The sequence below is a fragment of the Streptomyces sp. NPDC002619 genome, from assembly GCF_042889305.1.
Taxonomy (GTDB): domain Bacteria; phylum Actinomycetota; class Actinomycetes; order Streptomycetales; family Streptomycetaceae; genus Streptomyces.
Genome location: NZ_JBIAQV010000012.1, coordinates 114590 through 138957, shown reverse-complemented (window position 1 = coordinate 138957; position 24368 = coordinate 114590). Strand labels below are relative to the sequence as shown.

The 24368-nt window shown below is 70.5% G+C and carries 19 protein-coding genes and 4 pseudogenes; 5 read left to right on the top strand and 18 right to left on the bottom strand.

Annotated features, from left to right (window positions below; translation table 11 throughout):
• Positions 1 to 5: 5 nt before the first annotated feature.
• The 4 genes and pseudogenes from ACFYXB_RS21015 to ACFYXB_RS21000 form a co-directional block, all read right to left on the bottom strand.
• On the bottom strand, positions 6 to 1340 hold the full coding sequence (locus ACFYXB_RS21015; RefSeq protein ID WP_389584414.1) for a carboxyl transferase domain-containing protein: 1335 nt from the start codon (positions 1338 to 1340) through the stop codon (positions 6 to 8).
• Entirely contained in the window at positions 1333 to 2778 is a 1446-nt protein-coding gene (locus tag ACFYXB_RS21010; RefSeq protein WP_389584411.1) for an acyl-CoA synthetase, read from the bottom strand. Before ACFYXB_RS21010 ends, ACFYXB_RS21015 begins: the two co-directional genes overlap by 8 nt.
• Before the next feature lie 50 nt (positions 2779 to 2828).
• Positions 2829 to 3038 (bottom strand): annotated as a pseudogene (locus tag ACFYXB_RS21005) (SAM-dependent methyltransferase); the annotation flags it as partial.
• Positions 3039 to 3041: 3 nt separating this feature from the next.
• Positions 3042 to 3200: pseudogene (locus tag ACFYXB_RS21000) on the bottom strand (MerR family DNA-binding transcriptional regulator); the annotation flags it as partial.
• 163 nt (positions 3201 to 3363) lie between these two features.
• Between ACFYXB_RS21000 and ACFYXB_RS20995 the strand changes: the two are divergent.
• A complete protein-coding gene (locus ACFYXB_RS20995; RefSeq protein ID WP_389584408.1) occupies positions 3364 to 4236 on the top strand; it encodes a RimK family alpha-L-glutamate ligase in 873 nt (290 codons plus the stop codon).
• On the opposite strand, the gene ACFYXB_RS20990 is transcribed toward ACFYXB_RS20995, so the two are convergent.
• A complete protein-coding gene (locus ACFYXB_RS20990; RefSeq protein WP_389584406.1) occupies positions 4226 to 4822 on the bottom strand; it encodes a hypothetical protein in 597 nt (198 codons plus the stop codon). The two genes, ACFYXB_RS20995 and ACFYXB_RS20990, sit on opposite strands and share 11 nt — an antisense overlap.
• Before the next feature lie 167 nt (positions 4823 to 4989).
• Between ACFYXB_RS20990 and ACFYXB_RS20985 the strand changes: the two genes are divergently transcribed.
• Positions 4990 to 5763: an IclR family transcriptional regulator gene (locus tag ACFYXB_RS20985; protein WP_389584403.1), complete on the top strand. Its 774-nt coding sequence runs from the start codon at positions 4990 to 4992 to the stop codon at positions 5761 to 5763.
• Positions 5760 to 6605, top strand: coding sequence for an SMP-30/gluconolactonase/LRE family protein (locus tag ACFYXB_RS20980; protein WP_389584402.1), 846 nt, complete (start codon positions 5760 to 5762; stop codon positions 6603 to 6605). The genes ACFYXB_RS20985 and ACFYXB_RS20980 overlap by 4 nt, the downstream gene beginning before the upstream one ends.
• A 109-nt stretch (positions 6606 to 6714) precedes the next feature.
• On the opposite strand, the gene ACFYXB_RS20975 is transcribed toward ACFYXB_RS20980, so the two are convergent.
• The 4 genes from ACFYXB_RS20975 to ACFYXB_RS20960 form a co-directional block, all read right to left on the bottom strand.
• Positions 6715 to 8115, bottom strand: coding sequence for an NAD(P)/FAD-dependent oxidoreductase (locus ACFYXB_RS20975; protein WP_389584400.1), 1401 nt, complete (start codon positions 8113 to 8115; stop codon positions 6715 to 6717).
• A complete protein-coding gene (locus ACFYXB_RS20970) occupies positions 8108 to 9340 on the bottom strand; it encodes an MAB_1171c family putative transporter (protein WP_389584397.1) in 1233 nt (410 codons plus the stop codon). The genes ACFYXB_RS20975 and ACFYXB_RS20970 overlap by 8 nt, the downstream gene beginning before the upstream one ends.
• Positions 9337 to 9936: a toxin-antitoxin system, toxin component family protein gene (locus ACFYXB_RS20965; protein WP_389584395.1), complete on the bottom strand. Its 600-nt coding sequence runs from the start codon at positions 9934 to 9936 to the stop codon at positions 9337 to 9339. The genes ACFYXB_RS20970 and ACFYXB_RS20965 overlap by 4 nt, the downstream gene beginning before the upstream one ends.
• A 178-nt stretch (positions 9937 to 10114) precedes the next feature.
• Positions 10115 to 13105, bottom strand: a complete 2991-nt coding sequence (locus ACFYXB_RS20960; protein ID WP_389584393.1) for a beta-galactosidase — start codon at positions 13103 to 13105, stop codon at positions 10115 to 10117.
• A gap of 73 nt (positions 13106 to 13178) precedes the next feature.
• On the opposite strand from ACFYXB_RS20960, the gene ACFYXB_RS20955 reads away from it, so the two are divergent.
• Both ACFYXB_RS20955 and ACFYXB_RS20950 read left to right on the top strand, forming a co-directional pair.
• Positions 13179 to 13397 (top strand): Rrf2 family transcriptional regulator, encoded by a 219-nt coding sequence (locus ACFYXB_RS20955; RefSeq protein ID WP_389584391.1) that lies wholly within the window; start codon positions 13179 to 13181, stop codon positions 13395 to 13397.
• A 180-nt stretch (positions 13398 to 13577) separates the two neighbouring features.
• Entirely contained in the window at positions 13578 to 14234 is a 657-nt protein-coding gene (locus ACFYXB_RS20950; RefSeq protein ID WP_389584389.1) for a DUF4360 domain-containing protein, read from the top strand.
• Positions 14235 to 14293: 59 nt separating this feature from the next.
• On the opposite strand, the pseudogene ACFYXB_RS20945 reads toward ACFYXB_RS20950, so the two are convergent.
• From ACFYXB_RS20945 to ACFYXB_RS20905, 9 genes and pseudogenes are all read right to left on the bottom strand, one after another.
• Positions 14294 to 14428: pseudogene (locus ACFYXB_RS20945) on the bottom strand (hypothetical protein); the annotation flags it as partial.
• 108 nt (positions 14429 to 14536) lie between these two features.
• Positions 14537 to 16246, bottom strand: coding sequence for a pyridoxal phosphate-dependent aminotransferase (locus ACFYXB_RS20940; RefSeq protein WP_389584386.1), 1710 nt, complete (start codon positions 16244 to 16246; stop codon positions 14537 to 14539).
• A 162-nt stretch (positions 16247 to 16408) separates the two neighbouring features.
• A pseudogene (locus ACFYXB_RS20935) lies at positions 16409 to 16855 on the bottom strand (galactose-1-epimerase); the annotation flags it as partial.
• A 113-nt stretch (positions 16856 to 16968) separates the two neighbouring features.
• Positions 16969 to 18216, bottom strand: a complete 1248-nt coding sequence (gene mmsB / locus ACFYXB_RS20930; protein ID WP_389584383.1) for a multiple monosaccharide ABC transporter permease — start codon at positions 18214 to 18216, stop codon at positions 16969 to 16971.
• Positions 18213 to 19787 carry a multiple monosaccharide ABC transporter ATP-binding protein gene (mmsA, locus tag ACFYXB_RS20925; RefSeq protein WP_389584379.1) on the bottom strand — a complete coding sequence of 525 codons (1575 nt, stop codon included), beginning with the start codon at positions 19785 to 19787 and terminating at the stop codon, positions 18213 to 18215. The genes mmsB and mmsA overlap by 4 nt, the downstream gene beginning before the upstream one ends.
• A gap of 32 nt (positions 19788 to 19819) precedes the next feature.
• Positions 19820 to 20926 (bottom strand): multiple monosaccharide ABC transporter substrate-binding protein, encoded by a 1107-nt coding sequence (gene chvE, locus ACFYXB_RS20920; protein WP_389584376.1) that lies wholly within the window; start codon positions 20924 to 20926, stop codon positions 19820 to 19822.
• A 45-nt stretch (positions 20927 to 20971) separates the two neighbouring features.
• Positions 20972 to 21940, bottom strand: a complete 969-nt coding sequence (locus ACFYXB_RS20915) for a hypothetical protein (protein ID WP_389584373.1) — start codon at positions 21938 to 21940, stop codon at positions 20972 to 20974.
• Positions 21941 to 22087: 147 nt separating this feature from the next.
• A complete protein-coding gene (locus tag ACFYXB_RS20910) occupies positions 22088 to 23092 on the bottom strand; it encodes a zinc-binding dehydrogenase (RefSeq protein WP_389584371.1) in 1005 nt (334 codons plus the stop codon).
• Entirely contained in the window at positions 23089 to 24249 is a 1161-nt protein-coding gene (locus tag ACFYXB_RS20905; RefSeq protein WP_389584368.1) for a mandelate racemase/muconate lactonizing enzyme family protein, read from the bottom strand. The genes ACFYXB_RS20910 and ACFYXB_RS20905 overlap by 4 nt, the downstream gene beginning before the upstream one ends.
• Positions 24250 to 24368: the final 119 nt, after the last annotated feature.

Genomic DNA, 24368 nt, shown 5'->3' with positions numbered 1-24368 from the left:
GGGAACTACTGCTTCCCCGTTCGGATCACGCCCAGCTCCGCCAAGTCCTGTGGCCGGATGCGGAGTTGGTTCGCCGTCGCCTCCGCCTCCTCCGGCGGCCGCTTCAGGATGGCGGCGGCCGGCTCCGGAGCGATGACGGAGAAGTAACTGTCCGGCGTGGCCCACGTGTTGCCGGGTGCGGCCAGCGCCAGCGCGCCACCCGAGCCGCCCTCGCCGATCACCAGCGTGGTCACCGGCGTGCGCGCGGTCGCCACCGCCGTGAACAACTCGGCGATCGAGGCACCCGCGCCCTGCCGCTCCGCCTCGGCGTCATTGGCCGCGCCCGGTGTGTCCACCAGGGTCAGCACCGGGATGCCGAGCCGGTCCGCGAGCCGGATCAGCCGGGTCGCCGTACGGTAACCGGCCGGCCGGGTCGCCGCCCCGGTCTGCGCCGCGTACGCCACCGTACGACCCTCGTGGGTGCCGAACCCGCACAGCATGCCCTCGGGATCCCGCCCGCCGCACCGGTCCCCGCCGATCTCGACGCGCTCGGTGAAGTAGGCGGCCAGGTAGGCCTGCGCGCGCGGACGTTCGGGAGAGCGGGCCCGCTGAACGGCCGCCCATCCGGTGGCCGGAAGATCTGTCCGGCCCAGCGCGGCGGGTGGGGGCGCGGACTCGGCCGACGCGGTCAGCAGCCGCAGCCACAGCGCCAGCGTCTCCCGCAGTTCCCCGGGCCGTACCAGCGCGTCCGCCGAACCCGCCGCCACCTGCGCCTCCGCCGTGTACGCGGCCGGGTCGGCGTCCGGCGGGCGGACCCGGGAACCGGCGAAGCCGACCTGCGCGCCCGGCAGGGCCAGGATCACATCGGCACCCGCGCCCAGCGTCGCCCAGCCGCCGCCCGTCGTCGGGTCCCGGAGCACCGCGATCTGCGGCAGGCCCGCCTCCCGGGTGAGCGCCGACTGCCGGGCCACACGCTGGAGTTGGGTGAGCGCGAGCATGCCCTCCTGCATCCGGCTGCCGCCCGTGGCGACCAGCGGGACGACCGGCAACCGGTGGGCGCGGGCATGGACGTACGCCGCCTCGAGGCGGTCGCCGGTGCGCTCGCCCAGCGAGCCGCCGAGGAAGCCGAACTCGAAGGCGATCAGTACGGCCCGGGTGCCCCCGACGCTCGCGGTGCCGCAGACGACGGACTCCTCCTCGCCGGTGCGCGCGGCTGCGCGGGCGCGCGAGGTGTCGTAGCCCGGCCAGGAGATCGGCCCGTCGGGCCTGGACTGCCTGTCCGGGTGCGGGAGTTCGTCGAAGGTGTCGTGGTCGGCCACCAGGGCCAGGATCTCGCGCGCCGACGGCCGTCGCTCAGGCACTGCCCAGCGCCCGCTTCATGATCTTCCCCATGTCGTTGCGGGGCAGGGTGTCCAGGTAGTGGACGACACGGGGACGCTTGTGGGGGGCGAGGCGACGGGCCACGTGCTCCGCCAACTCCTCAAGGGAAGGCGGCGATTGGGGATCGGCCGGCACGATCCACGCCACGATCCGCTCGCCCAGGTCCGCGTCCGGCTCCCCGGTGACGGCCGCCTCGCGCACCCCCGGATGCTCCAGGAGCGCGTTCTCGATCTCGCCGGCCCCGATCTTGTAACCGCCGCTCTTGATCAGGTCGGTGGCCTTGCGGCCGACGATCCGGACATATCCGTCGGGCTCCCGCACGGCCATGTCCCCCGTCCGGAACCAGCCGTCGGCGGTGAACGCGGCGGCGGTGGCGTCGGGCCGGTTGAGGTACTCGGTGAACAGGTTCGGGCCGCGCACCTGGATCTCGCCGACGGTCTCCCCGTCGTACGCGGCGAGCTCCGTCCCGTCCTCCTCCACCAGCCGCAGCTCCACACCCGGCAGCGGCAAGCCGACCGTCCCCGCCCGCGCCTCGCCGTCGGCGCGCACGCTCGTGTTCATGAGGGTCTCCGTCATGCCGTACCGCTCGATCACCCGCTGCCCGGTCGCGGCCGTGATCCGCTCGTGGTCATGCACGGGCAGCGCGGCGGACCCGGAGACCAGCAGCCGGGCCCGGCCGAGCGCCTTGGCCAGCCCCGGGTCGTCGGGCAGGGCCTCGGTGATGCGGTGGTACATCGTCGGCACCCCGAACACCATGGTCGCGCCCCCGTTCAGCTCGCGTGCCACGCCCTCCGTGCTGAACCGCCCGAGGTGGCGCACGGATCCGCCGCGCCGCAGCGGGCCGAGGATGCCGAGGACCAGCCCGTGCACATGGAACAGCGGCAGCCCGTGCACCAGCACGTCGTCGCCGGTCCACTGCCACGCGTCGGCCAGCGCGTCCAGGGTCGAGGCGAGCGCCCGGCGGGGGATGACCGCGCCCTTGGGCGGGCCGGTGGTGCCGGAGGTGTAGACGATCAGCGCGGGGTCGCCCTCGGACGTACGGTCCTCGGGGACGGCGCCGGTACGGTGCGTGTCCACGTCGACGCGCGGCAACTCCGCGAGCGGTTCGGGGAGTTCGGTGCCCGGGGCGGCCAGGACCAGCGTCGGTGCGCTGTCGGAGAGGACGTGCGCCAGTTCCTTCTCGCCCGACTTCGGGTTGAGCGGCACCGCGGCGACCCCGGCGAGCAGGGCGCCCACGACACCGACCGCCGTCTCCAGCTCCGGGGTCGCCCAGACGGCCACCCGGCCCGCGTCCCGCACCCGGGCGGCCACGGCACCCGCGGCGGCGGCGAGTTCCGTGTACGTCAGTGACCGTTCGCCGAACAGCAGGGCGACTCGCTCGCCCGGACCGCCCGTCAGGGCCGGAAAGAGGGTGGACACGCGGCGCACTCCTTGGCTGGCAGGGACGACAGTGCTGTCAGGCACCCTTCCTACACCAGGCGCCGCGTCCCCACGACCGTGCTCAAGTCGGGTGCAAGCCGCAGTTCGGCCGACCGCAGCGCAGGATGCTCCAGCCAGTGCAGCCGGGCCAGGTCCGGGACGCCGTCGTGCAGCGGCGGCCAGGTGGTGGCCGGGGTGAAGTCGTCGACGACGACGGTTCCACCGGGGGTGAGCAGCCGCTCGACGTCGGCCGGGCTGTCACAGGCCACGAGCCGCGCCCGCTCCAACTGCGCGAGGGCGTAGTAGCGGTAGCCGGTGTCCGGATCGACCCGCGCGGGGCGCAGCAGGTCCAGCTCGTCGTACAGCCGCAGCGCCTTGGGCGACAGCCGACTGGCCGCGGCGAAGGCCCCGATCGTCAGCATGGTCTCCATACGTCACCCCCGTCCGTACGTTCGTCCGCTCGTCGTTCCGCCATCGATGCTGTGGCTTCACCAAAGGGGAAGGTCAAACTCGTTGTCGTGGTTGCCGTCCGCACGGTTAGCCTGCGATGGATCAGCCGACCGTTCGTACGACCCTGGAGTCGCCGTGCCCCGCATAGCCCTCGCCACCTACGACCCCGGAGCCGAGCCGAACAGGGACCGTGATCTGCCGGTGCTGGAGCGGGCGCTGACGGATGCCGGGGCGGAGGCTGCCGCCGTCGCCTGGGACGACATCGACGTCGACTGGGCGGGGTTCGATCTCGTGGTCATCCGTTCCACCTGGGACTACAGCTGGCGGGCCGAGGAGTTCGCGGCGTGGGCCGAGCGGGTCGGGAAGGTGACGCGCGTCGCCAATCCGGCCGAGGTCGTGCGCTGGAACAGCGACAAGCGGTACCTCGGGGACCTCATGGCGGCCGGTGTGCCCGTCGTGCCGACCCGCTATCTCGCGCCGGGGGGCGCGGTCGAGCTGCCCGACGGGCACGAGTTCGTGGTGAAGCCGACCTTCGGCGCGGGCGCCCGGTTCGCGGCGCGGTACACGCCCGGGGAGCGGGAGACGGCCGTACGGCAGCTGGCGCGGATGCACGAGGATGGGCTCACGGCGATGGTGCAGCCGTACATGGCGGGCATCGACGTCGCCGGTGAGCGGGCCCTGCAGTTCTTCGGCGGCCGTCTGCTGCACGCCAGCCGCAAGCGCGCGGTCCTCTCACCCGGCACGGCCTACGACGCGGACAAGGTGGCCCACCCCGACCTGGAGCCGTGGACCCCGACCCCGGGCGAACTCGCCGTCGCCGAGCGGGCGTTGGAGGCCGTACCAGGGACCCCTGACCTCCTGTACGCGCGCGTGGACCTGGTCGACGGCGACGACGGGGAACCCCGCCTGATGGAACTGGAGCTGGTCGAGCCGAACCTGTTCCTGTTCCTGCACCCCGGCTCGCTGGAGGGGGTCGTGGAGGCGGTGCTGGCCGCCGCTAGTCGCTGACCGCCGTACGTTGCAACAGTCCCCATGTGAACTCGGCGGCGACTTCGTGCCGTACGCCGTGTGCGTCCGGGGCCGTGAAGGCCAGGCCCCAGCGGGTGGGGGCCGTGCCCTCCAGGGGGCGGGCCGGGGCGAAGGCGTGGGCCGCCTCGTCGATCGTGCAGGACCAGGGGGTCAGGTCCTCCAGGGTCTTCAGGGCCGGGGCGGCGGCGCCGGGGGCGCGGACCAGCCACTCGTTCCAGACCGCGCCGTCGGGGGAGACCAGCACCTCGAAGCGCAGGTCGGCCCAGAGGGGGAGCGGCCACTGCCAGGCCGTGCACTCCAGGTCGCCGATCGTGCGCTTGGCCTCGGACTCCGGGGCGCCGAGGACCGAGCGGTACCGGGAGGCCGCCGAACGCGCCCAACGGGAGCGGACCATCGCCTGCCACCGCTTGTTGGCCTCCCGCATGTCGCCCATCGACGCGCCCAGCTCACGGCGGGCGTCCTCGACCAGGCCGGGGTTGTGGTCGGCCATGCGGCGGAGCAGCACGAGCTGGAAGTCGAGCGGGGTGAAGGGAGGGGCGGGACGCTTTCCGGAGGAGGCAGGCATGCCATCCATCGTCGCGCACCCACCGGCGACCGTCCCGGGCGGTGGCCGGAAGCGCGCCCATTGCCCGCGCATGCGTCCATGACTAGCCTGTGTTCGTCATGCCGATCGTCTGTTGAAATCTCGAACACAGGCGCCGACCCAAGCCGATCCAAGGGAGGGAGCCGGACATGGGACGCCTCGTACCCGCCGTGACCCGGGCTCTCGACATTCTCGAGCTCTTCCTCGACGGGGACGGGACGCTCTCCGCCCCCGACATCGTGCGCAAACTCCAGCTCCCGCGCACCACCGTGCACGAACTGGTCACCACCCTCGCCGCCCGGTCGTACATCGTCCCCGTGCCCGGACAGCCCGGACGCTACCGGCTCGGCGTACGCCCGTACCAGCTCGGCAGCCGTTACGCCGAGCAGCTCGACCTCGCCGCCGAGGGTCAGCAGGTCGCCCGGTCGGTCGCCGAGACCTGCGACGAGACGGTTCACGTGGCCATCCTCGAAGGCACCGACGTCATCTACATCGCCAAGGTCGACTCCACGCACGCGGTGCGCATGGTGTCGGCCGCGGGGCGCCGGCTGCCGGCCCACTGCACCTCGGTCGGCAAGATGCTGCTCGCCTCGCTGCCCGAGCCGGAGCTGACCGCGCGTATCCCGGACGGCGCCGAACTGACGGCCATGACCCCGAACAGCATCACGGACCCCAGTGCCCTGCGCGAGGCCCTGGCCGGGATCCGGGAGCGCGGCATCGCGGTCGAGAGCCGCGAGTCCAACCCGGACGTGTCGTGTGTGGCCGCGCCGGTCCGCGACCGCACGGGGCAGGTGGTGGCCGCGCTGTCCATCTCCGTCCCGATGATCCGCTGGAGCGACGAACGCCTCGCCGAACTGGAGCAGTTGGCCGCGAAGGGTGCCGCCGAACTCTCCGAGCGCCTGGGCCACAGGGGTGTGGCATGACGGCGTACGAGGTCGCGGTGCGCGCGGAGGCGACGCTCGGGGAGGGCCCCACGTGGGACCCGGCGACCGGTCGCCTGATCTGGATCGACATCCTCGGGTCGCGGATCCACACGTACGACCCGACGACCGGGCGGCGTACGGTCCGTACGACGGACCAGCACGTGGGCGCGGTCAGGCCCAGGGCCGGCGGGGGCCTGGTCCTCAACCTCCGTGACGGGGTGGGTCTGCTTGACCCGGACGACACCTTCCACTGGCTGCACCGCGAGCCTGTCCCCGGCCGTCGCGCCAACGACGCCGCCGTGGCGCCGGACGGTTCGCTGTGGGCGGGCACGATGCGGTACGACGAGGCGACGGGCGGCGGCACGCTGTCGCGGATCACGGGGACGGGCGAGGTCCGCACGGTCCTGCCGTCGGTGACGGTGAGCAACGGCACGGGCTGGAGCCCCGACGGCACCCTGATGTACTACATCGACACCCCCACCCGCCGTATCGACGTCTTCGACTACGACGGCGAACAGGCCGCGAACCGCCGCCCGTTGACGACGATCGAGGAAACGGCGGGCTACCCGGACGGCCTCACGGTGGACGCCGAGGGCTGCGTCTGGGTGGCGCTGTGGGACGGCGCGGCGGTACACCGCTACACGCCTGCCGGCACGCTGGACCGAGTGATCCCGCTGCCGACGCGACGTACGACGGCGTGCGTGTTCGGGGGACCGGACCTGACGGACTTGTACGTCACGACGGCCCGGGTCGGCCTGGACCGACCCCATCCGGTGGCGGGCTCGGTACTGGTGATTCCGGAAGCGGGCAAGGGTTTGCCACAACCGGCGTTCACGGGCTGACGAACTGCAGGCAGTCGTGCCTCCCCCACTCTTCGAGCGAAGCCGAGAGTGGGGGAGGCACCCCGCAAGCGCGGGCAAGCGAAACCCACCCGCCCCCAGCCACCCCCGCCTACAAAACCCCCGCAGCCTTGAGTTCCTCCGCAGTCAACGGCGGAGCCGCAAGCGTCGGCTTCAACGGCCCCACCACCGCCGCCAACAGCACACTCGGCGCCAGCAGCACCTCCGCCCCGCGCTCCAACGACGTGACATCGGTCACCCGCCGAGCAATACGCCCATTCCCCGTAGCCGCGTACAACAGCCGCCCCACATACGCCGCAGTCACCCGCTCCCGCAGCGTAGGCCCGCTCTCCGTCGCCCCCGGATAGAAGACGTCCGACCCGGTCGACAGATCCCACGCGGCCCGAGCCGCCCGGCTCACCGCCTTCTGCAACTGCCGGGCAAGACCGGGCGCGTCCAACCCACCCTCACGCGAAACGATCTCCCGTACGGCCAACGCCCCTTGCGCCGCCACCGACATCCCATGCCCGTACACCGGATTCAGCGCACACAACGCATCACCGAGCACCACGAAGTTCTCGGGCCACACCGGCATCCGCTCATAGAAGTACCGCCGGTTGGCAGTCGCCCGGGTGAACGCGACCTCGTCGCCCAGCGGTTCGGCCCGCGCCATCAGTTCCGCGATCACCGGATGCGCCAGCTCCTCCCGGGCGTACCGTGCGAAGTCCCCCGCATCCGTGCCCGGTTCACCACCCCGGCTGCCGTACAGCGTGATCATCCACTTGCCGTCCTCGATGGGCATGAGCACACCGCCCCGCCCGGGCCGCCCGTCCACCGCAGCCGCCTGGATGTTGATGATCGGAAACCCGGCCCGCGCCTGCTCAGGCGCCCGGAACACCCGTGTCGCGTAAGCGATCCCGGAGTCGACCTGGCGCCGCTCCGCCGCGGGCAGCCCCAGCGAGGTCAGCCAGTGCGGAGCACGCGAGCCGCGCCCGGTCGCGTCGACGACCAGATCGGCGGACAGTGCGCGCTCCGCGCCGGCGCCCTCCCGGACCCGTACACCGGTCACCGCCATGTCCGTGCCGAGAAGACCGAGCACCTCGGTCCGCTCCAGCACCTCGATCCGCCCGTCGGCCAGGACCTCCGAGCGTACGACCCAGTCCAGCAGGTCCCGGCTGCTCGGCAGCAGGAACGCCGACTCCTCCCAGCGCCGGTACCAGCCGTGCGGCGACAGCGCCACCATGTCCGTCGTCACGGGCAATCGCCGTACCCCTGCCGCCAGCAGCCGCTCCGTCACCCCCGGCAGCAGCCGCTCCAGCGCCTTCGCGCCGCCCGACCACAGGTGGTGCACGTGCCGGGCCTGCGGCAGTCCCTTGCGCGGCTCGGGTCCGGCGGGCAGCGTGTCCCGTTCGACCACGACGACACGGTCGGCGAAGGAGGCCAGGGCGCGGGCCGCGAGCAGCCCGGCGAGAGAGCCGCCGAGGACGACGGCGGTGGCGGTGCGCTCAGTCATGTACGGCAAGACTCTCTGCTGGGGTGGCCGCACGCGCGCGTACCGCCTCGATGTCGTCGGGGTGACGGAGGACTCGGGAGATGGCCCCGATCTCCTGGAGCAGGTTCGTGGTGTCGGGCCCGGCGGAGGCTTCGGGCGGTTCCGGTGTACGGCGACGGGTCTCGACGGCGTCCAGGATGCTCACGGCGCAGGCCAGCGCCTTCGCCCGGCGCGGCGGGTGCCCGAGGCCGAGCGCCGCGTCGTACGCCCGTCTGCCCAGGTCCGGGTCGATGTGCCGGGCCAGCGGCAGCAGCACGTCCCGGATGAACGTCTCGCGCCGGGTCAGCCGGAGTTCGGGCGTGGCGCGCAGTACGAGGGGTACGCGGTTGCCGCTGACCGTTTTCATCAGCTGGTACAGGGGCCGCAGTTCGCGGTGGGCGAGCCGGAGCCGCCAGCGGTCGTGCGCATACTGGCCGGCGTGCGGCAGGATGAAGCCGACCGCGATCAGGATGGCGGACAGGGCGGCCACCGGCGGCGCCAGGTTGGTGCTCAGCCAGTCCAGGTCCTGCCCGAACCAGCGCGCGACCACGGCCGTCAGCTTGGAACCGTCGAAGATCAGGTTCAGCACGTAGCCCGCGCCCAGCAGCTTCAGACCCCAGCGCAACCAGGCGTCCAGGCCCTCCGTGCGCACCCAGTTCCAGATCAGCCGGGACGTGATGAGACAGGCCACGGCGTGCGCTCCGAGGTAGAGCAGGATCTCCTCTCGCATGAACGGCGTGGTGGCGTAGTAGGTGTCCAGGTCCCGCAGCCGCTCCACCGGCGCGTCCGCGAGCGCGAACAGCACCCACAGCGCGGCGATCACGCCCAAGTAGACGGAGACGACCCAGCGCATCGCGCGGCGGGTCGCCGCCGAGCGTTCCGACAGGCCGTTGCGCCAGGCGATGATCAGCAGAAGGCAGGAGCCGCAGAACGCGGTGAGCAGCGAATAGCACCAGGGCGCCGAGATGTTGGGCACGCCGGTGACCCGGTTCGTCCAGGCGATCGTCGACGGCGTCACGAACACGAACACCGTGCAGGCCAGCAGCAGCAGTCCGCCGACCGCGCGAAGCAGCGGGTCCCGCCACAGCCGGACGATCGTGGGCAGCTTGATCACCAGGGCCGCGGTGAGGACGGCGGTGGGGATCCAGAAGGAGATGTAGAACTGGCTGAGGACGCCCGAGGGGTCCAGTGCAAGGTGGTCGTTCACCGCACCGCTCCGTCGCGGCCTCGGTAGCCCAGGGAGCGCTGGACCGGGTCCAGGGGCGCGGCGGGGCCGGTGAGTTGGGACCGGAACAGGGCGGCCAAGCGGTGGCCGAAGTCGTCGGCCTCGGCCTCGTCGGCCTTGCGGGAGCCGTTGCGCGCGGCCACCGTGAGGGCGGCGTCACTGAGACCGGGCGCGTCGGCCAGGGCCCGGGCGGCCTCGGCACCGAGCAGGTGGTGGTGCCGGTGCCCGGCGTGCAGATGCCACAACTCGTGTCCGAGTATGACCAGTTGCTGTACGGCCTCGGCGCGCTCCTCGACGATGACCAGGTCGAAGTCCGCGAACTCCAGCCACAGACCGGTGACTTCGATCTCGTCCGGGAACCGCTCGAAGCGCAGCTCGACGGGACGCCCGCCGCGCCGCGCGCTCATCTCCTCGCACAGCGCGCCGCATAACTCGTGTACGTCGGCCGGGGGAAGGCGCCTTGCGCGCACCGCACGGGCGAGGCCGGCGGCGAGCCGGCGCTTGCCGGAGCCGGGTCGCGGGCCGAGCAGCCTCGCGGCGATCCGGGCCGCCCCCTGCCGCGCGCCCGCGATGTCCATCGCCTCCCCCTTCGCCCCGCCGGACGGCGGCTCGTCAGAGATTACGCGTCCGGATGTATCCGCGTCATGCGATACGGCGACCGTTGTTCAACCGGGAACCATCGCCGGCCACGTGGTACGCATCGCAGGTCCCGCCCGCCCCATTGACGCACAGAACGTGATCCGGCCGGCCCAGTCGCTAACGGCCCGGGGAGTCCACCGCCGTCACCGGCAGTCCTCCGGCCGCGTTCCCCAGCAGCGTCAGGCGTACCTGTCCTGGTCCCGACTCCGTGGTGCCGTCGGACAGCACGGCCAGGGCCAGGGTGTTGGTGCCCCGGGTGCGGAGGATGCCGTTCGGCAGGACGAAGGTGTGCTGCGGACCCACGTCGTTGACGTACTGGCCCATGTTCCAGCCGTTCAGGAAGATCTGCGCACGGTAGGCGCGGGCCGGGTCGTCCTCCAGGACCAGCCCCACCGAGGCGTCGATACCGCCCGGCACCGACAGCTTGAAGGTGGTCCGGTACCAGGTCACGCCCTGCCCCCGGTCGGCGCGCGGGAAGTCGGCAGGCGTCCAGTCGCCGTCCGTGAATCCGGGCAGATGCCAGCCCTCCCGCTCCCCGTAGAGGCCGCCGTTGTTCTGCGGCCCGCGCACCGGGTCGGGCGTGGCCTCGCCCTGGATGCGCCAACTCACCTTGGGCGAGGCTCCCTTGAAGGTGACCTCGGTGAGCCCGCGCGCCACCTTGTGCGTGTCGAGGGCCTTGCCGTCCTGGTCGTGCTGCATGCGCCGCACGAGCACGGACAGGACGTGCGGGCCGGGTGCCGTCAGCTTCTCGTGCACCTTCTTGGGCAGGTTGCTGAGGGAGAAGGTGGCCGTGGCGGACCAACTCCCCTTGCGCACCGTGTCGTTGCCTGGCACCGGCATCCGGTGCGAGCCCAGCGGCGCACCGTCCAGCCAGGCCATCAGCATGCCCTGGGTGCCCGTGCTGTACGCGAGGGAAACGGACTCCAGACCGGCGCCGCCGCCGTCGAAGTGCCCGCGGTACCAGACGTCGCCGTAATGGAAGCCGTAGTCGTCGGCGAACAGGACCGGCTGCCCCTTGGGCACGGGGGTCGTACTGAACGAGGTCGTCTTGTCGGCCGCCGTCCACGCCGAGTCGTCGAAGCCGGCTGCGGACTCGGGGTTCTCCGCCTTGCGCCGCCAGCCGCCCAGCGCGGGCAGCGTGGTGTTCGGCACGCCCGGTAGCAGCGCCTCGGACACCAGGCTTCCGGCCATCGCGGCCCGCATCCGCACGGCCTGCCCATTCCACTCGACGCTCGCCATGCCGCGCGGCCCCCAGACCTCGAGCCCGGTCTCCTGGACGACGTCACCGGTCAGCCGCACCGTCGAGCCGTCGAGGGCGACGTCGCGCAGCAGCTCCGGGCCATAGACCAGCACGGTCCCGGACGGAGTGTCGTACGGGAAGAGGCGCATGGCGGTGGCGTCGTCGGCGAAGAGGAGCAGCAGCGGTGTCTCGCTCTCGCCGTGCTCGACCAGCACCCGGGTCAGCCCGCCCTGGCCGAGGGGCGCGGTCACGTACAGCGCGCCCCGGTCGTAGACCCAGGCGGCCTCCGGGTCCAGCCGGTTGACCACGGGCTCGCTCGGGCACTCGAGCACGAGGTGCGCCATCTCGCCGTACCGCCCGCTGAACAGTGCGATGTCCTGCCGCCCGGCGGTGAGCACGGCCATCGGCTGGGCGGTGCAGTAGCGCAGCCTTCGCTTGCCGAGGGAGAGTCCGGTGCTCAGCAGGCGGGCGTCGTGGGCCGGGACGGTGAGCTGGAGGTCGCCGCCTGCGGTCGGCAGCGTCGAGGTGACCTCCTTGTCCCCGTCGTTGCGGGCCACGTAGACGTGGGCGCCGGTGTCGGGGTTGGTGAGGTGGTAGACCTTCAGGCTCTGCGCCTTCACCTCGGCCGCCTTGTCCAGCTTGGCGAAGTCGGGGACGCGTTGCAGCATGTGCCCGAGCGTATGCATCGGGGCCATCTTGGTGGTGACGTTGCGGCCCTCGTCGATGGCCGCCCCGTAGTCGTACGACGTGTAGACGACCGGCGCGGGCAGCCAGCCCCACGAGGTGCCGCCGAAGGTCATGTACACGTTGTGGAGCGTGAGCCCGTTGGCGACGTTGGTCAGATAGAAGCGCCGCTCGTAGGCCGCGTCCCGGGTGCGCCGCGACTCGGCGTACCCCTTCCCCTGGAACTGCACCCCGCCCCAAGGATCGAACCAGCCGCCCCCGAACTCCGGCACGAACCCGGGCGTACGCGGGCTGGCCGTAGCACCGCCCTTGAGCCCGCCGACCCCGAAGTGCCCCCAGTCGGGCGGCACTTGGGAAGGCGAGGGATACCCGTCGAACCCGTACAGCCACCCCCCGCTCTCTCCACCGGTGTCGAAGGACCCGGGGATCCAGTACCCGTTGCGCCCCTTGTCATTGTGGAAGAGGGGTACGTCGATGCCGTCGGCCCGCACCTTCTTGTACAGGTGGGACATATAGGCGCGGCCGGTGGCCTCGGTGACGTGGGCGTCGTACTCGTTCTCGATCTGGTACAGCAGAACCGTGCCGCGGCCCTCGGTGAACAGATGGCGCCGGGCGATCCGGTTCACGGCGGTCAGCCACTCGTCGACGTACGACAGATGGTCCGGATCGGCGGTCCGCGCCGTCCCCCGGGTGGCCGTGAGCCAGCCGGGGAAGCCGCCGGCGTCGATCTCGGCGTTGATGTAGGGCCCGGGACGGAGGATGACGTACAGGCCGGTCTCGGCGGCGGTGCGCAAGAACAGATCCAGATCCCGGACGCCGGAGAAGTCGTACTGCCCGGGGGCAGGGGAATGGAAATTCCAGGACACATAAATACTGACGGCGTTGAAGCCGTGCGCGCGCATCTTCTGGAGGATGTCGCGCCACAGGGAGGGGCTCGGCAGCCGGAAGGGGTGCATCTCGCCGGACCACACGACCAGGCGCCTGCCGTCCACGAGCAGCGAATAGTGGTCGTACCCGATGGTGTGGGTGCGTCCGTCCGCGCCGGGCGGGGCGGGCGCGGGCCCGGTCGGCACACTGCGCGCGGCGTACGCCGAAGGCGCCCCGGGGCCGCCGCTGCCGCCCAGGGCGAAGCCGAGCGCGGCCGAGCCGGCCAGGGCACTGAATGAACGTCTGCTGAGCGCCAAAGGTTCCTCCCGGGCGATCCTACGGGGCGCGGGTCCGGTCATTCTCCATGGGCACACGCCTCACGATGGACCCATGAGGATCTCGGCGCGGGCGGATTACGCGGTACGGGCGGTACTGGAGCTCGCCGTACGGCAGGGTGACGCCCCGGTGAAGGCAGAGAAAATCGCCGCCGTACAGGACATCCCTCACACGTTCCTGGAGGGCGTGACCCTGTCCGACCTGGCGACGGACACCCTGCCGGAACCGGTACGGCAACTGGCGGCGGGACCGGAGGCTTGGGAGAACCCGTAGTGCCCTTTCGGGCATCGCCTCTCCGCTGTGAAATCCGCGCCTGTGAATGGCCTGAGATCGCCCTGGCTGCGCCGTGTGCGGCTTCCTACGATGCGAGCGCCGCCTCGGCCTTCACAGATTTTCCATAGGTTCTTCAAAGGTCGAGGTGATCAACCCCCCACTCGACGACACGGAGAAACCATGACTGGTGGACTCCTCGTGAGCGGCGCGCTCGCCGCTCTCCTCAGCGCCGGGCTGCCTGCCCACGCGCCCTCGTCCGGGTTCGACGACCCGCCCCCGGACAAGATCGTCATCAAGGTCGCCACGGTGAACGGCTCGGGCTGTCCGCAGGGCACGACCGCCGTCGCCGTCTCGGAGGACAACACGGCGTTCACGGTGACCTACAGCGCCTATCTCGCCCAGGCCGGCGGCAACTCCGACCCCACGGCCGCGCGCAAGAACTGTCAGCTCAACCTCGTGGTCCATGTCCCGCAGGGCTTCACCTATGCCATCGCCAGCGCGGACTACCGCGGTTACGCCGCCCTCCAGTCCGGCGCGAGCGGCACGCAGCGAGCCTCGTACTACTTCCAGGGCTCCTCGAACACGGCGGCCAAGACCCACCCCTTCGGCGGCCCCTACGACGACAACTGGCAGGCCACCGACAGCACCGACTGGGCCCAACTCGTCTGGGCACCCTGTGGAGTCCTGCGCAACTTCAACATCAACACGGAGATCCGCGTGAACGCGGGCGGCGCCAACCCGGACAAGGTCAGCTTCATGACGATGGACTCCACGGACGGAGACATCAGCACGGTGTACCACTTGGCGTGGAAGGAGTGCCCGAGCACGCGTGCGTGAGGAAGGCGATCCAGGCGGGCGGAGGTCAGGGCGAGCCCGGACCCCCGCCGGTTCTTGGTGTCGCGTACGTGTATGGAGGCGGGGGTGAGGGCGACTTCGACGTAGTCGCCCTCACCCCCGCTGCCATCAACAGGGCGAAGAACTCCTCGGGCAGGCCGGCGCGAAGGGATGCGTAATAAACGAAGCCAATGCAACCGAGTCTGCGTAACGATCCCGGAAGGCTATCTGGGCAAGCCCGGGTCTGTCGGCCGGTTACCGGGTGTGATTGAAGATCATCGGCGATTGGAGCGGAACCAGGCGAGCTAGCCCGCCTGTCCCATGCCCGCCGCGTTCGGCCAGCTCTGGGCGTTGGGCCAGCCCGTCGCGGGGGCCGGGGCCAGGCCCTGGGCCGGGACGGGTGTCGGGGCCGGGGGTGCCGGGGCCGTCATGCCACGGACCTGCGCCGCAGTGAGGCCGCCGCGGGCCGGAACGCCGGGCGGGGTGAGACCGCTCGCCACGGCGGGGACGGGCGCGGCGGGTGCGGGGAACGGTGTCGGAGCCATGACCGGAACCGGTACGGCCGCTGCGGCAGGAGCCGGGACCGGAACAGGCATGGGGCCCGCAGGGCTGGGGACCGGGACGGGACCCGGCATGGGCTCCGCAGAGACCGGGACCTGCATCGGCACCTGCTGAGCCGCCGCCGGCACAGGCATAGGCATAGGCATAGGCATCGGCATCCCGCCGGTCGCCTGTGCGGCGGCGGGGAGCGGCATGCCGGCGGCCGCGACCGCCTGCGCCGCAAGCCCCCCGAGCCCCGGAATCCCCGCCCCGTTCGTCTCGCTCACCAACCGGTCCACCGCCGCCGTACCCGAGCTGTAGTTGGTCCCTGTACCCAGCTCGGGTACGGCGGTTCCCCTCCTGGACCCGTAGAGCACCTGCTCCAGGCCGGACACCAGGCGACGCACGTCGACCTGGGGGCGGACCACGAGTCTCAGGAAGCGGCTGGACGAGCCGATCTTGTTGCCGCACTCGCGGACCAGGATCCGGTGCTCGGTGAGCATCCGGTCCCGGACCACCGTGCCCTCGGCACCCACGGGCAGGCGCACGAAGAGGAAGTTGCCCTGCGAGGGGTAGACCGTCAGGCCGGGGAGGACGGACAACTCGCTGGCCATCTCCAGACGGTCCCGGCGCACCTGCATCAGGCTCTGCGCGTACTCCGCCCCGTGCTCCTTCAGCATGAACACCACGTGTTCCGCAAAGGAGTTGAGGTTCCACTTCGGAAGCATCGAGCGGACGCGACCGGCTACCGCCGGGTTCGCCACCAGGTAGCCGAAGCGAATGCCGTGCAGGCCGAAGTTCTTGCCCAGGCTGCGCAGGACGACGACGTTCGGGCGCAGCATCGCCTCCTGGACCACGCTCGGTTCGGCCTCCGCGTCCGCGAACTCCAGGAACGACTCGTCGATCACCACCAGGTCCAGGTCGGCCATCGCGTCCATGAACTGGACGAGCGTGTGCCGAGGGACGTAGCCGCCGTCCGGGTTGTTCGGGTTGCAGATCACCGCCACCCGGGTGCCGCGGGCGCGGATGAACTCCGCGTACTGAGCGAGGTCCAGCGCGAAACCGTTCGACTCCTGGAGCGGAAACATGTCGACCCGCTTGCCCGTCTCCATCGGCTGGTCGGTCCAGCGGCCGAACGTCGGGACTGGTATCGACAGCGACTCGCGGACCAGCAAGTGGTCGATCCAGGTGATGAGTTCCGTCGAGCCGTTGCCCATCGCCACGCACTGCGGGGGCAGTTGGAGCAGGCTGCACAGTTCGGCCGTGATGGTGTCGGCGCTGCTCGGGTAGTACGTGATGATGTCCCGCAGCCGGGCCGCCAGTTCCTCGAACATCGCCTGGGTGGGGAAGTACGGGTTGCAGGGGATGCAGAAGTCCACGGGCCCGGCACCTTCGCCGCCCTCTCGCGTCAGCGCCGCCATCGACGGGCTGTGCGCCGCGGTGCCGCGGAACAGCGAGGTGACGTTTTCGGCCATGGAACCTCCGTGTGAGGCGGGCCCGGCGGGGACGACCGGGCCCGTCGTCTATGGGTGGCCCGTGCGGGGGAGCACGGGCCACCCATCAGTACGGGGGCCGTGGCGTCGCCGTTCAACTCATGTGAAAGAAGTGTGAGCTGATGACTCTGCGGGCTCGATCCGTCACGCGCCGAACGAGTGGAGCGTCGACGTCCGGTACGTCCGTCCCGGCCTGAGTACGGTCGACGGGAAGTTCGCGTGGTTCGGCGAGTCCGGGAAGTGCTGTGTCTCCAGGCAGAGCGCGTCGCCCTGGCGGTAGGTGCGGCCGCCGGTGCCGGTCAGGGTGCCGTCGAGGAAGTTGCCCGAGTAGAACTGCAGCCCCGGCTGGTCGGTGGCGATGCGCAGGGTGCGCCCGGAGTCCGGGTCGCGCAGGGTCGCCACGTGCTCGGGACCGGCCGTGATGCCCTTGTCCAGCGCCCAGTTGTGGTCGTACCCCTTCGCCTGCACCTGCTGCGGGTGCGCGGCGCGGATGTCGCGCCCGATCGACTTGGCCCCTCGGAAGTCGAAGGGGGTGCCGGCGACCTTGGCCAGTTCGCCGGTGGGGATCAGGCCCGAGTCGGTGGGTGTGTGGTGAGGCCCGCTGCCGCCGCGCCCGCGATGACCGTACGTCTGCTCATGCTCATGTCCATTGCGGCTCCTGCAAGTTGAGGGGCCCCGCCGAAGTGGGCGGGGCCCGGGGTGACTTACGAACCGGACTTGCGCTTGTTCCACACGTCGAAGCCGACCGCTGCGAGCAGGGCCAGGCCCTTGATGACCTGCTGCCAGTCGGTGCCGACGCTGAGGAGGTTCATGCCGTTGTTCAGCACGCCGAGGACGAGACCGCCGATGATGGCGCCGAGGACGGTGCCGACACCGCCGCTCATGGACGCGCCGCCGATGAACGACGAGGCGATCGCCTCGAGTTCGAAGTTGACACCCGCCTTCGGCGAGGCCGCGTTCAGCCGGGCGGCGACCACCAGACCCGCCAGGGCCGCGAGCACGCCCATGTTCAGGAAGACGTAGAAGGTGACCTTCTTGTCCTTCACGCCGGAGAGTTTCGCCGCCGGCAGGTTGCCGCCGATCGCGTAGATGTGGCGGCCGAACACCGCGTTGCGCATCACATAGCCGTACCCGACCACCAGCGCACCGAGGATGATCAGCACGATCGGGGCGCCCTTGTAGCTGGCGAGCAGCAGGGTCAGGACGAGGATCGCGGCCACCAGGGCGACCAGCTTGAGCAGGAAGAGCCGGGTCGGCAGGACTTCCAGCGCGAACTCCTGCTGTCGGCGCCGGTCGCGGAACTCCTGCCATACCACGGCGGCGACGAGGACGAGGCCGAGCAGCAGCGTGAGGTTGTGGTAGTTGGTGTTCGGGCCGACCTCGGGCAGGAAGCCGTTGCCCATCTTCTGCAGGCCGCCCGGGAAGGGGCCCAGGGTCTGGCCCTTGAGCAGGATCTCCGTGAGGCCTCGGAAGAGCAGCATCCCCGCGAGCGTGACGATGAACGACGGTATGCCCAAGTACGCGATCAGGAAGCCCTGCATCGAGCCCGCCACCGCGCCGACCAGCAGACACAGCACCAGCGCGAACGGCCACGCCATCCCGTGCTGCACGGTCAGCACCGCCGCGAACGAGCCCACGAACGCCGTCAGTGAGCCGACCGACAGATCGATGTGCCCGGCGATGATCACCAGCATCATGCCGATCGCCAGGATCAGGATGTAGCTGTTCTGCAGGACCAGGTTGGAGACGTTGCGCGGCAGCAGCAGGTCGCCGTCGGTCCAGATCGCGAAGAGCACGACGATCAGACCGAGGGCGATCAGCATGCCGTACTGGCGCATGTTGCGGCGCAGGCCGTTCAGCACCAGCTGGAGCAGGCCCTCGCCGGTGGCCGACCCGCTCCTGCCCGGCGGCGCGGGGGCCGGGCTCTTGGCGGTGACATCCGTGCTGCTCATCGCGTTACCTCTTTGTCCATGTCAGCCTCGGGCATGACGTCCTTCGTCATACGGCGCATCAGCACTTGCTGTGTCGCCTCGGCCCGCGGCACCTCACCGGTCAGCCGCCCGGCGGCCATCGTGTAGATGCGGTCGCACATGCCGAGCAGCTCGGGCAGCTCGGAGGAGATGAAGACGACCGCCTTGCCCTGGGCGGCCAGCTGGTCGATGACCGTGTAGATCTCGAACTTGGCGCCCACGTCGATCCCGCGGGTCGGCTCGTCCAGGATCAGCACATCGGGACCGGCGAAGATCCACTTGCTGAGGACGACCTTCTGCTGGTTGCCGCCGGACAGCTTCCCGACCGGCTCGAAGACGGTCGGGGTCTTGATGTTCATCGACGTGCGGAAGCCCTCGGCGACCTGCCGTTCCTCGTGCTCGTCGACCACGCCTCGCTTCGCGACCTTGCCGAGCGCGGTCAGCGAGATGTTCCGGTTGATCGTGTCGATGAGGTTGAGGCCGTAGTGCTTGCGGTCCTCGGTGACGTACGCGATGCCGTGCCGGACCGCCTCCGCGACGGTCTTGGTACGGATCTCGGTGCCGTCCTTGAGGACGGTGCCGCCCGCGTACCGGCCGTACGTCCGCCCGAAGACGCTCATCGCGAGCTCGGTACGGCCGGCGCCCATCAAGCCCGCGATGCCGACGATCTCCCCGCGCCGGACGTGGAGTGACACATCGTCAACCACCTTGCGCTGCTGGTCGATCGGATGGCGCACGGTCCAGTTGCGGATCTCCAGGGCCGGGGCCGCGCCCTCCTCCGCCTCGTGCGGGGTGCGCTCGGGGAAGCGGTGGTCGAGGTCGCGGCCCACCATGCCCGAGATGATTCGCTCCTCGGTCGTCTCCGGCGCCTTCACGTCCAGCGTCTCGATGGAGCGGCCGTCGCGCAGGATCGTCACCGAGTCGGCGACCCTGCGGATCTCGCCCAGCTTGTGGGAGATGATGATCGAGGTGATGCCCTGCTTCTTCAACTCCAGGATGAGATCCAGGAGTTTGCCGCTGTCCTCGTCGTTCAGGGCCGCCGTCGGCTCATCGAGGATGAGCAGCTTCACCTGCTTGGACAGCGCCTTGGCGATCTCCACGAGCTGCTGCTTGCCCACGCCGATGTCGGCGACGCGGGTCTCCGGGTGCTCGTCGAGGCCGACCCGGCGCAGCAGTTCGGTGGCGTGTCTGAGGGTCTCGTTCCAGTTGATCAGTCCGCGGTTCGCGTGCTCGTTGCCGAGGAAGATGTTCTCCGCGATCGACAGGAACGGCACCAGCGCCAGCTCCTGATGGATGATGACGATGCCGTGCTGCTCGCTCGCCCGGATGTCCCGGAAGCGGCACACCTCCCCCTCGAAGAGGATCTCGCCCTCGTAACTGCCGTGCGGATGGACGCCGGAGAGCACCTTCATCAGGGTCGACTTCCCGGCGCCGTTCTCCCCGCAGAGGGCGTGGACCTCGCCCTGGCGGACGGTCAGGGTGACGTCCGACAGCGCCTTGACACCGGGAAAGGTCTTGACGATCGAGCGCATTTCCAGGACGGGTCCCGCCATGGTCGTGCCTTCCAATCCGTAGTGTCGGTCGGTTACTTGAGCTCGGCGTCGGTGTAGTAGCCGCCCTTGACCAGCACGTCCTCGTAGTTCGTCTTGTCGATGCTCACCGGCTGGAGCAGGTACGAGGGCACGACCTTGCTGCCGTTGTCGTAGGTCTGGGTGTCGTTGACCTCGGGCTTCTTGCCGTTCAGCACGTCGTCGACCATGCCCGCCGCGACATCGGCGAGCTTGCGGGTGTCCTTGTAGACGGTCTGCGTCTGCTCACCGGCGATGATCGACTTCACCGAGGCCAGCTCGGCGTCCTGGCCGGTGACGACGGGCAGCGGCTTGCCCTTGGAGCCGTAGCCGTCCGACTTCAGCGAGGAAAGGATGCCGATCGAGATGCCGTCGTACGGGGAGAGGACCGCGTCGACCCTCTGCGACTTGTACGACGACGTGAGGACGTCGTCCATGCGCTTCTGCGCGGTCGCGCCATCCCAGCGCAGGGTGGTCACCTGGTTGAGCGCGGTCTGGCCCGAGCGGACGACCAGCTTCTTGCTGTCCATGTACGGCTTCAGGACGCTCATCGCGCCGTTGAAGAAGTACTTGGTGTTGTTGTCGTCGTTGGAGCCGGCGAACAGCTCGATGTTGAAGGGGCCCTTGCCGTCCTTCAGGCCCAGCTTGTCGACGATGTAGTTGGCCTGGAGCTCGCCGACCTTGGTGTTGTCGAAGGAGGCGTAGTAGTCGACGTTCTTGGTGCCGAGGATGAGACGGTCGTAGGCGATGACCGGGATGTTCGCGTCCGCGGCCTCCTGGAGCACGTTGTTCAGGGACTTGTTGTCGATCGCCGCGACGATCAGGCCCTTGACGCCTTGGGTGATCAGGTTCTCGATCTGCGAGACCTGCTGGTCCGGGTCGTCCTCGCCGTACACCAGCTTGGTCTTGTAGCCCTTGGACTTGAGGTCCTTGACGACGTTGTTGCCGTCCGCGATCCAGCGCTCGGAGGACTTGGTGGGCATGGCGATGCCGATGGTGCCGCCCTTGGTACTGCCCTTGTCCTCCTTGCTGCCGCCCGAGCTGCTCTGGCCGCAGGCGGACAGGGCGAGGGCGAGGGACGCGGCTCCGGCTACGGCGGCGAGAGCGGCTCTGCGGTTGCGCATGTGATCAGTCCTTGTTCTTCTCGTCGTTGAGAGGGGAGAGGGGTGTCACGCGGTGGCGGGAAAACGGTGGAGCGGGCCGGGCAGCCGGGAGCCGAGCGGCGCCATACCGCCGTCCGCGCCGTGCCGGGCGAGCAGGTCCAGGGCGAGACGGCCGCGCCGCACCCGCTCCCGGGCGGTGTCCAGGGTCACGTCCCGCAGATGGGCGCCGTACGGGTAGATGCCGGGAGCCTTGGACAGGCCGAACTTCAGATAGATCGGTGCGCCGCGCCGGATCAGCTCGGCGACCTCGTACATCCGGACGTAGCCGCCGAGGTCGTCGGGGGCCTCGATGTACATGTCCACGGGAGCGGCGGACACCCGCCGGATCTCGGTGAGGTGATCGAGCGTCAGATCGCTCGGCACGTTGACCGAGTCGGCGCCGAGCCGTTCGAAGACGGCGTACGACGCCGGGTTGACCGGTCCGACGAGCGCGGACACCTTGAGCGTGGTCTCGGCCGGGATGATCCCGGCCTCGCGCGCCCGGTGCAGCGTCCACAGCACGCCCTCGTCGGCGACGAGCAGGCACTTGACGCCCAACTCCGTTGCGCGGACGGCGTCTTCGACGCAGCCGGCGACCGCGTCGTGACCGCGGGCCCTGAGGCCCCCGCCACCTGAGTCGGAGCGCACCGAGCCGCCGGTGTCCCAGGTGCCGCGCGGGCCGGTGAACAGGGAGAGCTCGATATCGCGTTCGCCGGTGGCCTCGACCATCTCCGTGATCTCGGAGTCGGTCAGCATCCACACGCCGCTGCCCTGGCTGATCCGGTGGATCGGCACGTCGAGCCGCGAGGCCTCCTTGAGCACGACCGCCAGCGCCTCGGGGCCCTCGCACGAGGGGATCTCGGTGCGCCAGCGGCCACCGCCCGGGAACGTGTGGGTGGAGGTGTCGGCGGGGTCGAGGGCGGGCGCGCCGAGGCCGAGGGCGGAGAGCACCTGCTCACCGGGCCTACGGGCTGCCGTGGCGGGAGTGTCTGTCACTAGCTGTCCTTCATGTCTGCATGTTCGAAATCTCGGACGAGGTTCGCAGCTCTGGGCGTGAAAGGGGCCTGGGTGTGGATGTATGGATACGGCTCGGGTGGTACGCCGGTCACGGCGCCGTCGGGTCGCACCGTGACCGGCGTACGGCTAGGGGCGGAGCAGCACCTTGCCCACCTTCGGATCACCGGCCCCGACCAGCTCGATGGCCTGCGAGAACTCGGTCAGCGGCAGCTCGTGCGTGACGAGCGGCAACGGGTCCAGGAGCCCGGCCCCGAACACCCGCACCGTGTGCGCCCAGGCGTCCGGCGGCGCCCCGAACACGGTGTGCACCTCCAGCTGCCGTACGACCAGGTCGGTCGGGTCGAGACCCTCGGCGCCCGGCGCCGGGATGCCCGTCAGGACCAGGCGTCCGCCGCGCCTGAGGAGGGAGGCGGCGGTGCGCGCGGCGGACGCGGACCCGGCGGTCTCGACGACGACGTCGAAGTCAGCCGGGAGTTGCTGCTCCCTCGTACGGAAGTCGGTCGCCCCGAACTGCCGTGACAGCGCCTCCCGTTCGCGCAGCGTGCCCACGACCAGCAGCTCCGCCGGCGAGACGGCCTTCAGGAACTGCACGGCGAACATCCCGAGCGTGCCCGTGCCGACGACCGCCACCCGCTCGCCCGGCCGGGCGCCCGCCTTGAGCGCGGCGGCGGCGATGCAGGCGGCGGGCTCCAGGAGGGCGGCGGCGGTGAGGTCGGCCGCGTCCGGCAGGACGTGCAGCAGCCGGGCCGGGAGGGTGAGCGTGCCGGCCATGGCGCCCGGCTGGGTGAAGCCGGTCTCCTCGTACCCGGCCGTGCACAGGGTGGTCTCGCCGGCGTGACAGCGGTCGCACACCTGGCAGTTGCGGAAGCCCTCGCCGACTACCTTGCGCCCGACGAGCGTCGACGGCACTCCGGCACCCGCTGCCCGGACGGTCCCGGACCACTCGTGGCCGGGGGTGAGGGGGTAACGGACGTATCCCTCGGGCCGGTTGCCCTGGTAGACCTCGCGGTCGGAGCCGCAGATCCCGACCGCGTGCACGGCGACCAGCGCCTCGCCGGGACCGGATTCACGCGGCTCGTGCGGAACGATCCGGTGCGCGCCCGGCGCCTCGATCAGTACGGCGGTGCTCACTGCTCGCTCCCCTTGGGCCTGCGCTGCTCCCAGCCCTCGGCCCACAGGTCGAACCGGGCCTGCTGCTGCGGGAATTCGGCAGCCGCGTCGGTGTCCAGCTCGACGCCGAGACCGGGCGCGTCGGAGAGCTGGAAGTACCCGTCGACGACCTCGGGCGCTCCCTTGACGACCTTCTTGATCTCGGCGTCGGCGAAGTCGTTGAAGTGCTCAAGGATCTTGAAGTTCGGTGTGGAGAAGCCGACTTGGAGCGAGGCGGCGGTCAGGACGGATCCGCCGACGTTGTGCGGGGCGACGAGTACGTAGTGCGTCTCGGCCGTGGCCGCAAGCTTCCGGGTCTCCCAGATGCCGCCGATGTGGCCGACGTCGGGCTGGACGATGTCGGCGGCCTGGCTCTCGAACAGCTCGCGGAACTCGATCCGGTCGTGGATCCGCTCCCCGGTGGCGATGGGCAGCTCCAGCTTGTCGGCCACCTTCTTCAGCGCCTTGAGGTTCTCCGGCGGCACCGGCTCCTCCAGCCAGGCCGGCTTGAAGGGGGCCAGCTCGCGGGCCAGCCGTACGGCGGTGGCGGGGGAGAAGCGCCCGTGCATCTCCAGCATCAGCTCGGTGTCCGGGCCGACCGCGTCGCGCACGGCCTCGATCAGCGACACGGAGTAGCGGGTCTGCTCATGATCGAGCTCGTAGTGCCCGGTCCCGAACGGGTCGATCTTCAGGGCCTTGTACCCGCGCGCCACGACCTGCTGTGCGGCCTTGTGGTACGCCTCGGGGGTCCGCTCGGTCGTGTACCAGCCGTTGGCGTACGCCTTCACCCTGTCGGTGACCTTGCCGCCCAGCAGCTGCCAGACCGGCACCCCGAGGGCCTTGCCCTTGATGTCCCAGCAGGCCATCTCGACGACCGCGATGCCGGACATCACGATCTCGCCGGCGCGCCCGAAGTCGCCGTACTTCATCCGGCGCACGAGGTCTTCCAGTGCGAACGGGTCGGAGCCCTGGATGTGGTTGGCCTCGGCCTCCCGCAGATAGCCGATCAGCGCGTCGGTGCGACCCAGCATCCGGGTCTCGCCGACTCCCGTGATCCCCTCGTCGGTGTGCACCTGCACGTAGGTCAGGTTGCGCCACGGCGTCCCGACCACGTGTGTGCTGATTCCGGTGATGCGCACGGCAGTTGCCCCTCGACTCTTCGCTATTGTTCGAAATTTCGACACCCGTTCGAAATGCTGGCGTGACAGTAAGGACGGGGCGACGGAGGTGTCAATGGGCCGAACAGGTAACGGTTCCG

What these genes read in the sequence shown, in the direction of transcription:
- ACFYXB_RS20980 (WP_389584402.1), top strand. Translation starts at nt 5,760, where the DNA reads ATGACGGCGTACGAGGTCGCGGTGCGCGCGGAGGCGACGCTCGGGGAG.
- chvE (WP_389584376.1), bottom strand. Translation starts at nt 20,926, where the DNA reads ATGCGCAACCGCAGAGCCGCTCTCGCCGCCGTAGCCGGAGCCGCGTCC.
- ACFYXB_RS20955 (WP_389584391.1), top strand. Translation starts at nt 13,179, where the DNA reads ATGAGGATCTCGGCGCGGGCGGATTACGCGGTACGGGCGGTACTGGAG.
- ACFYXB_RS20950 (WP_389584389.1), top strand. Translation starts at nt 13,578, where the DNA reads ATGACTGGTGGACTCCTCGTGAGCGGCGCGCTCGCCGCTCTCCTCAGC.
- ACFYXB_RS20940 (WP_389584386.1), bottom strand. Translation starts at nt 16,246, where the DNA reads ATGGCCGAAAACGTCACCTCGCTGTTCCGCGGCACCGCGGCGCACAGC.
- ACFYXB_RS20985 (WP_389584403.1), top strand. Translation starts at nt 4,990, where the DNA reads ATGGGACGCCTCGTACCCGCCGTGACCCGGGCTCTCGACATTCTCGAG.
- mmsB (WP_389584383.1), bottom strand. Translation starts at nt 18,216, where the DNA reads ATGAGCAGCACGGATGTCACCGCCAAGAGCCCGGCCCCCGCGCCGCCG.
- ACFYXB_RS20990 (WP_389584406.1), bottom strand. Translation starts at nt 4,822, where the DNA reads ATGCCTGCCTCCTCCGGAAAGCGTCCCGCCCCTCCCTTCACCCCGCTC.
- ACFYXB_RS20975 (WP_389584400.1), bottom strand. Translation starts at nt 8,115, where the DNA reads ATGACTGAGCGCACCGCCACCGCCGTCGTCCTCGGCGGCTCTCTCGCC.
- mmsA (WP_389584379.1), bottom strand. Translation starts at nt 19,787, where the DNA reads ATGGCGGGACCCGTCCTGGAAATGCGCTCGATCGTCAAGACCTTTCCC.
- ACFYXB_RS20965 (WP_389584395.1), bottom strand. Translation starts at nt 9,936, where the DNA reads ATGGACATCGCGGGCGCGCGGCAGGGGGCGGCCCGGATCGCCGCGAGG.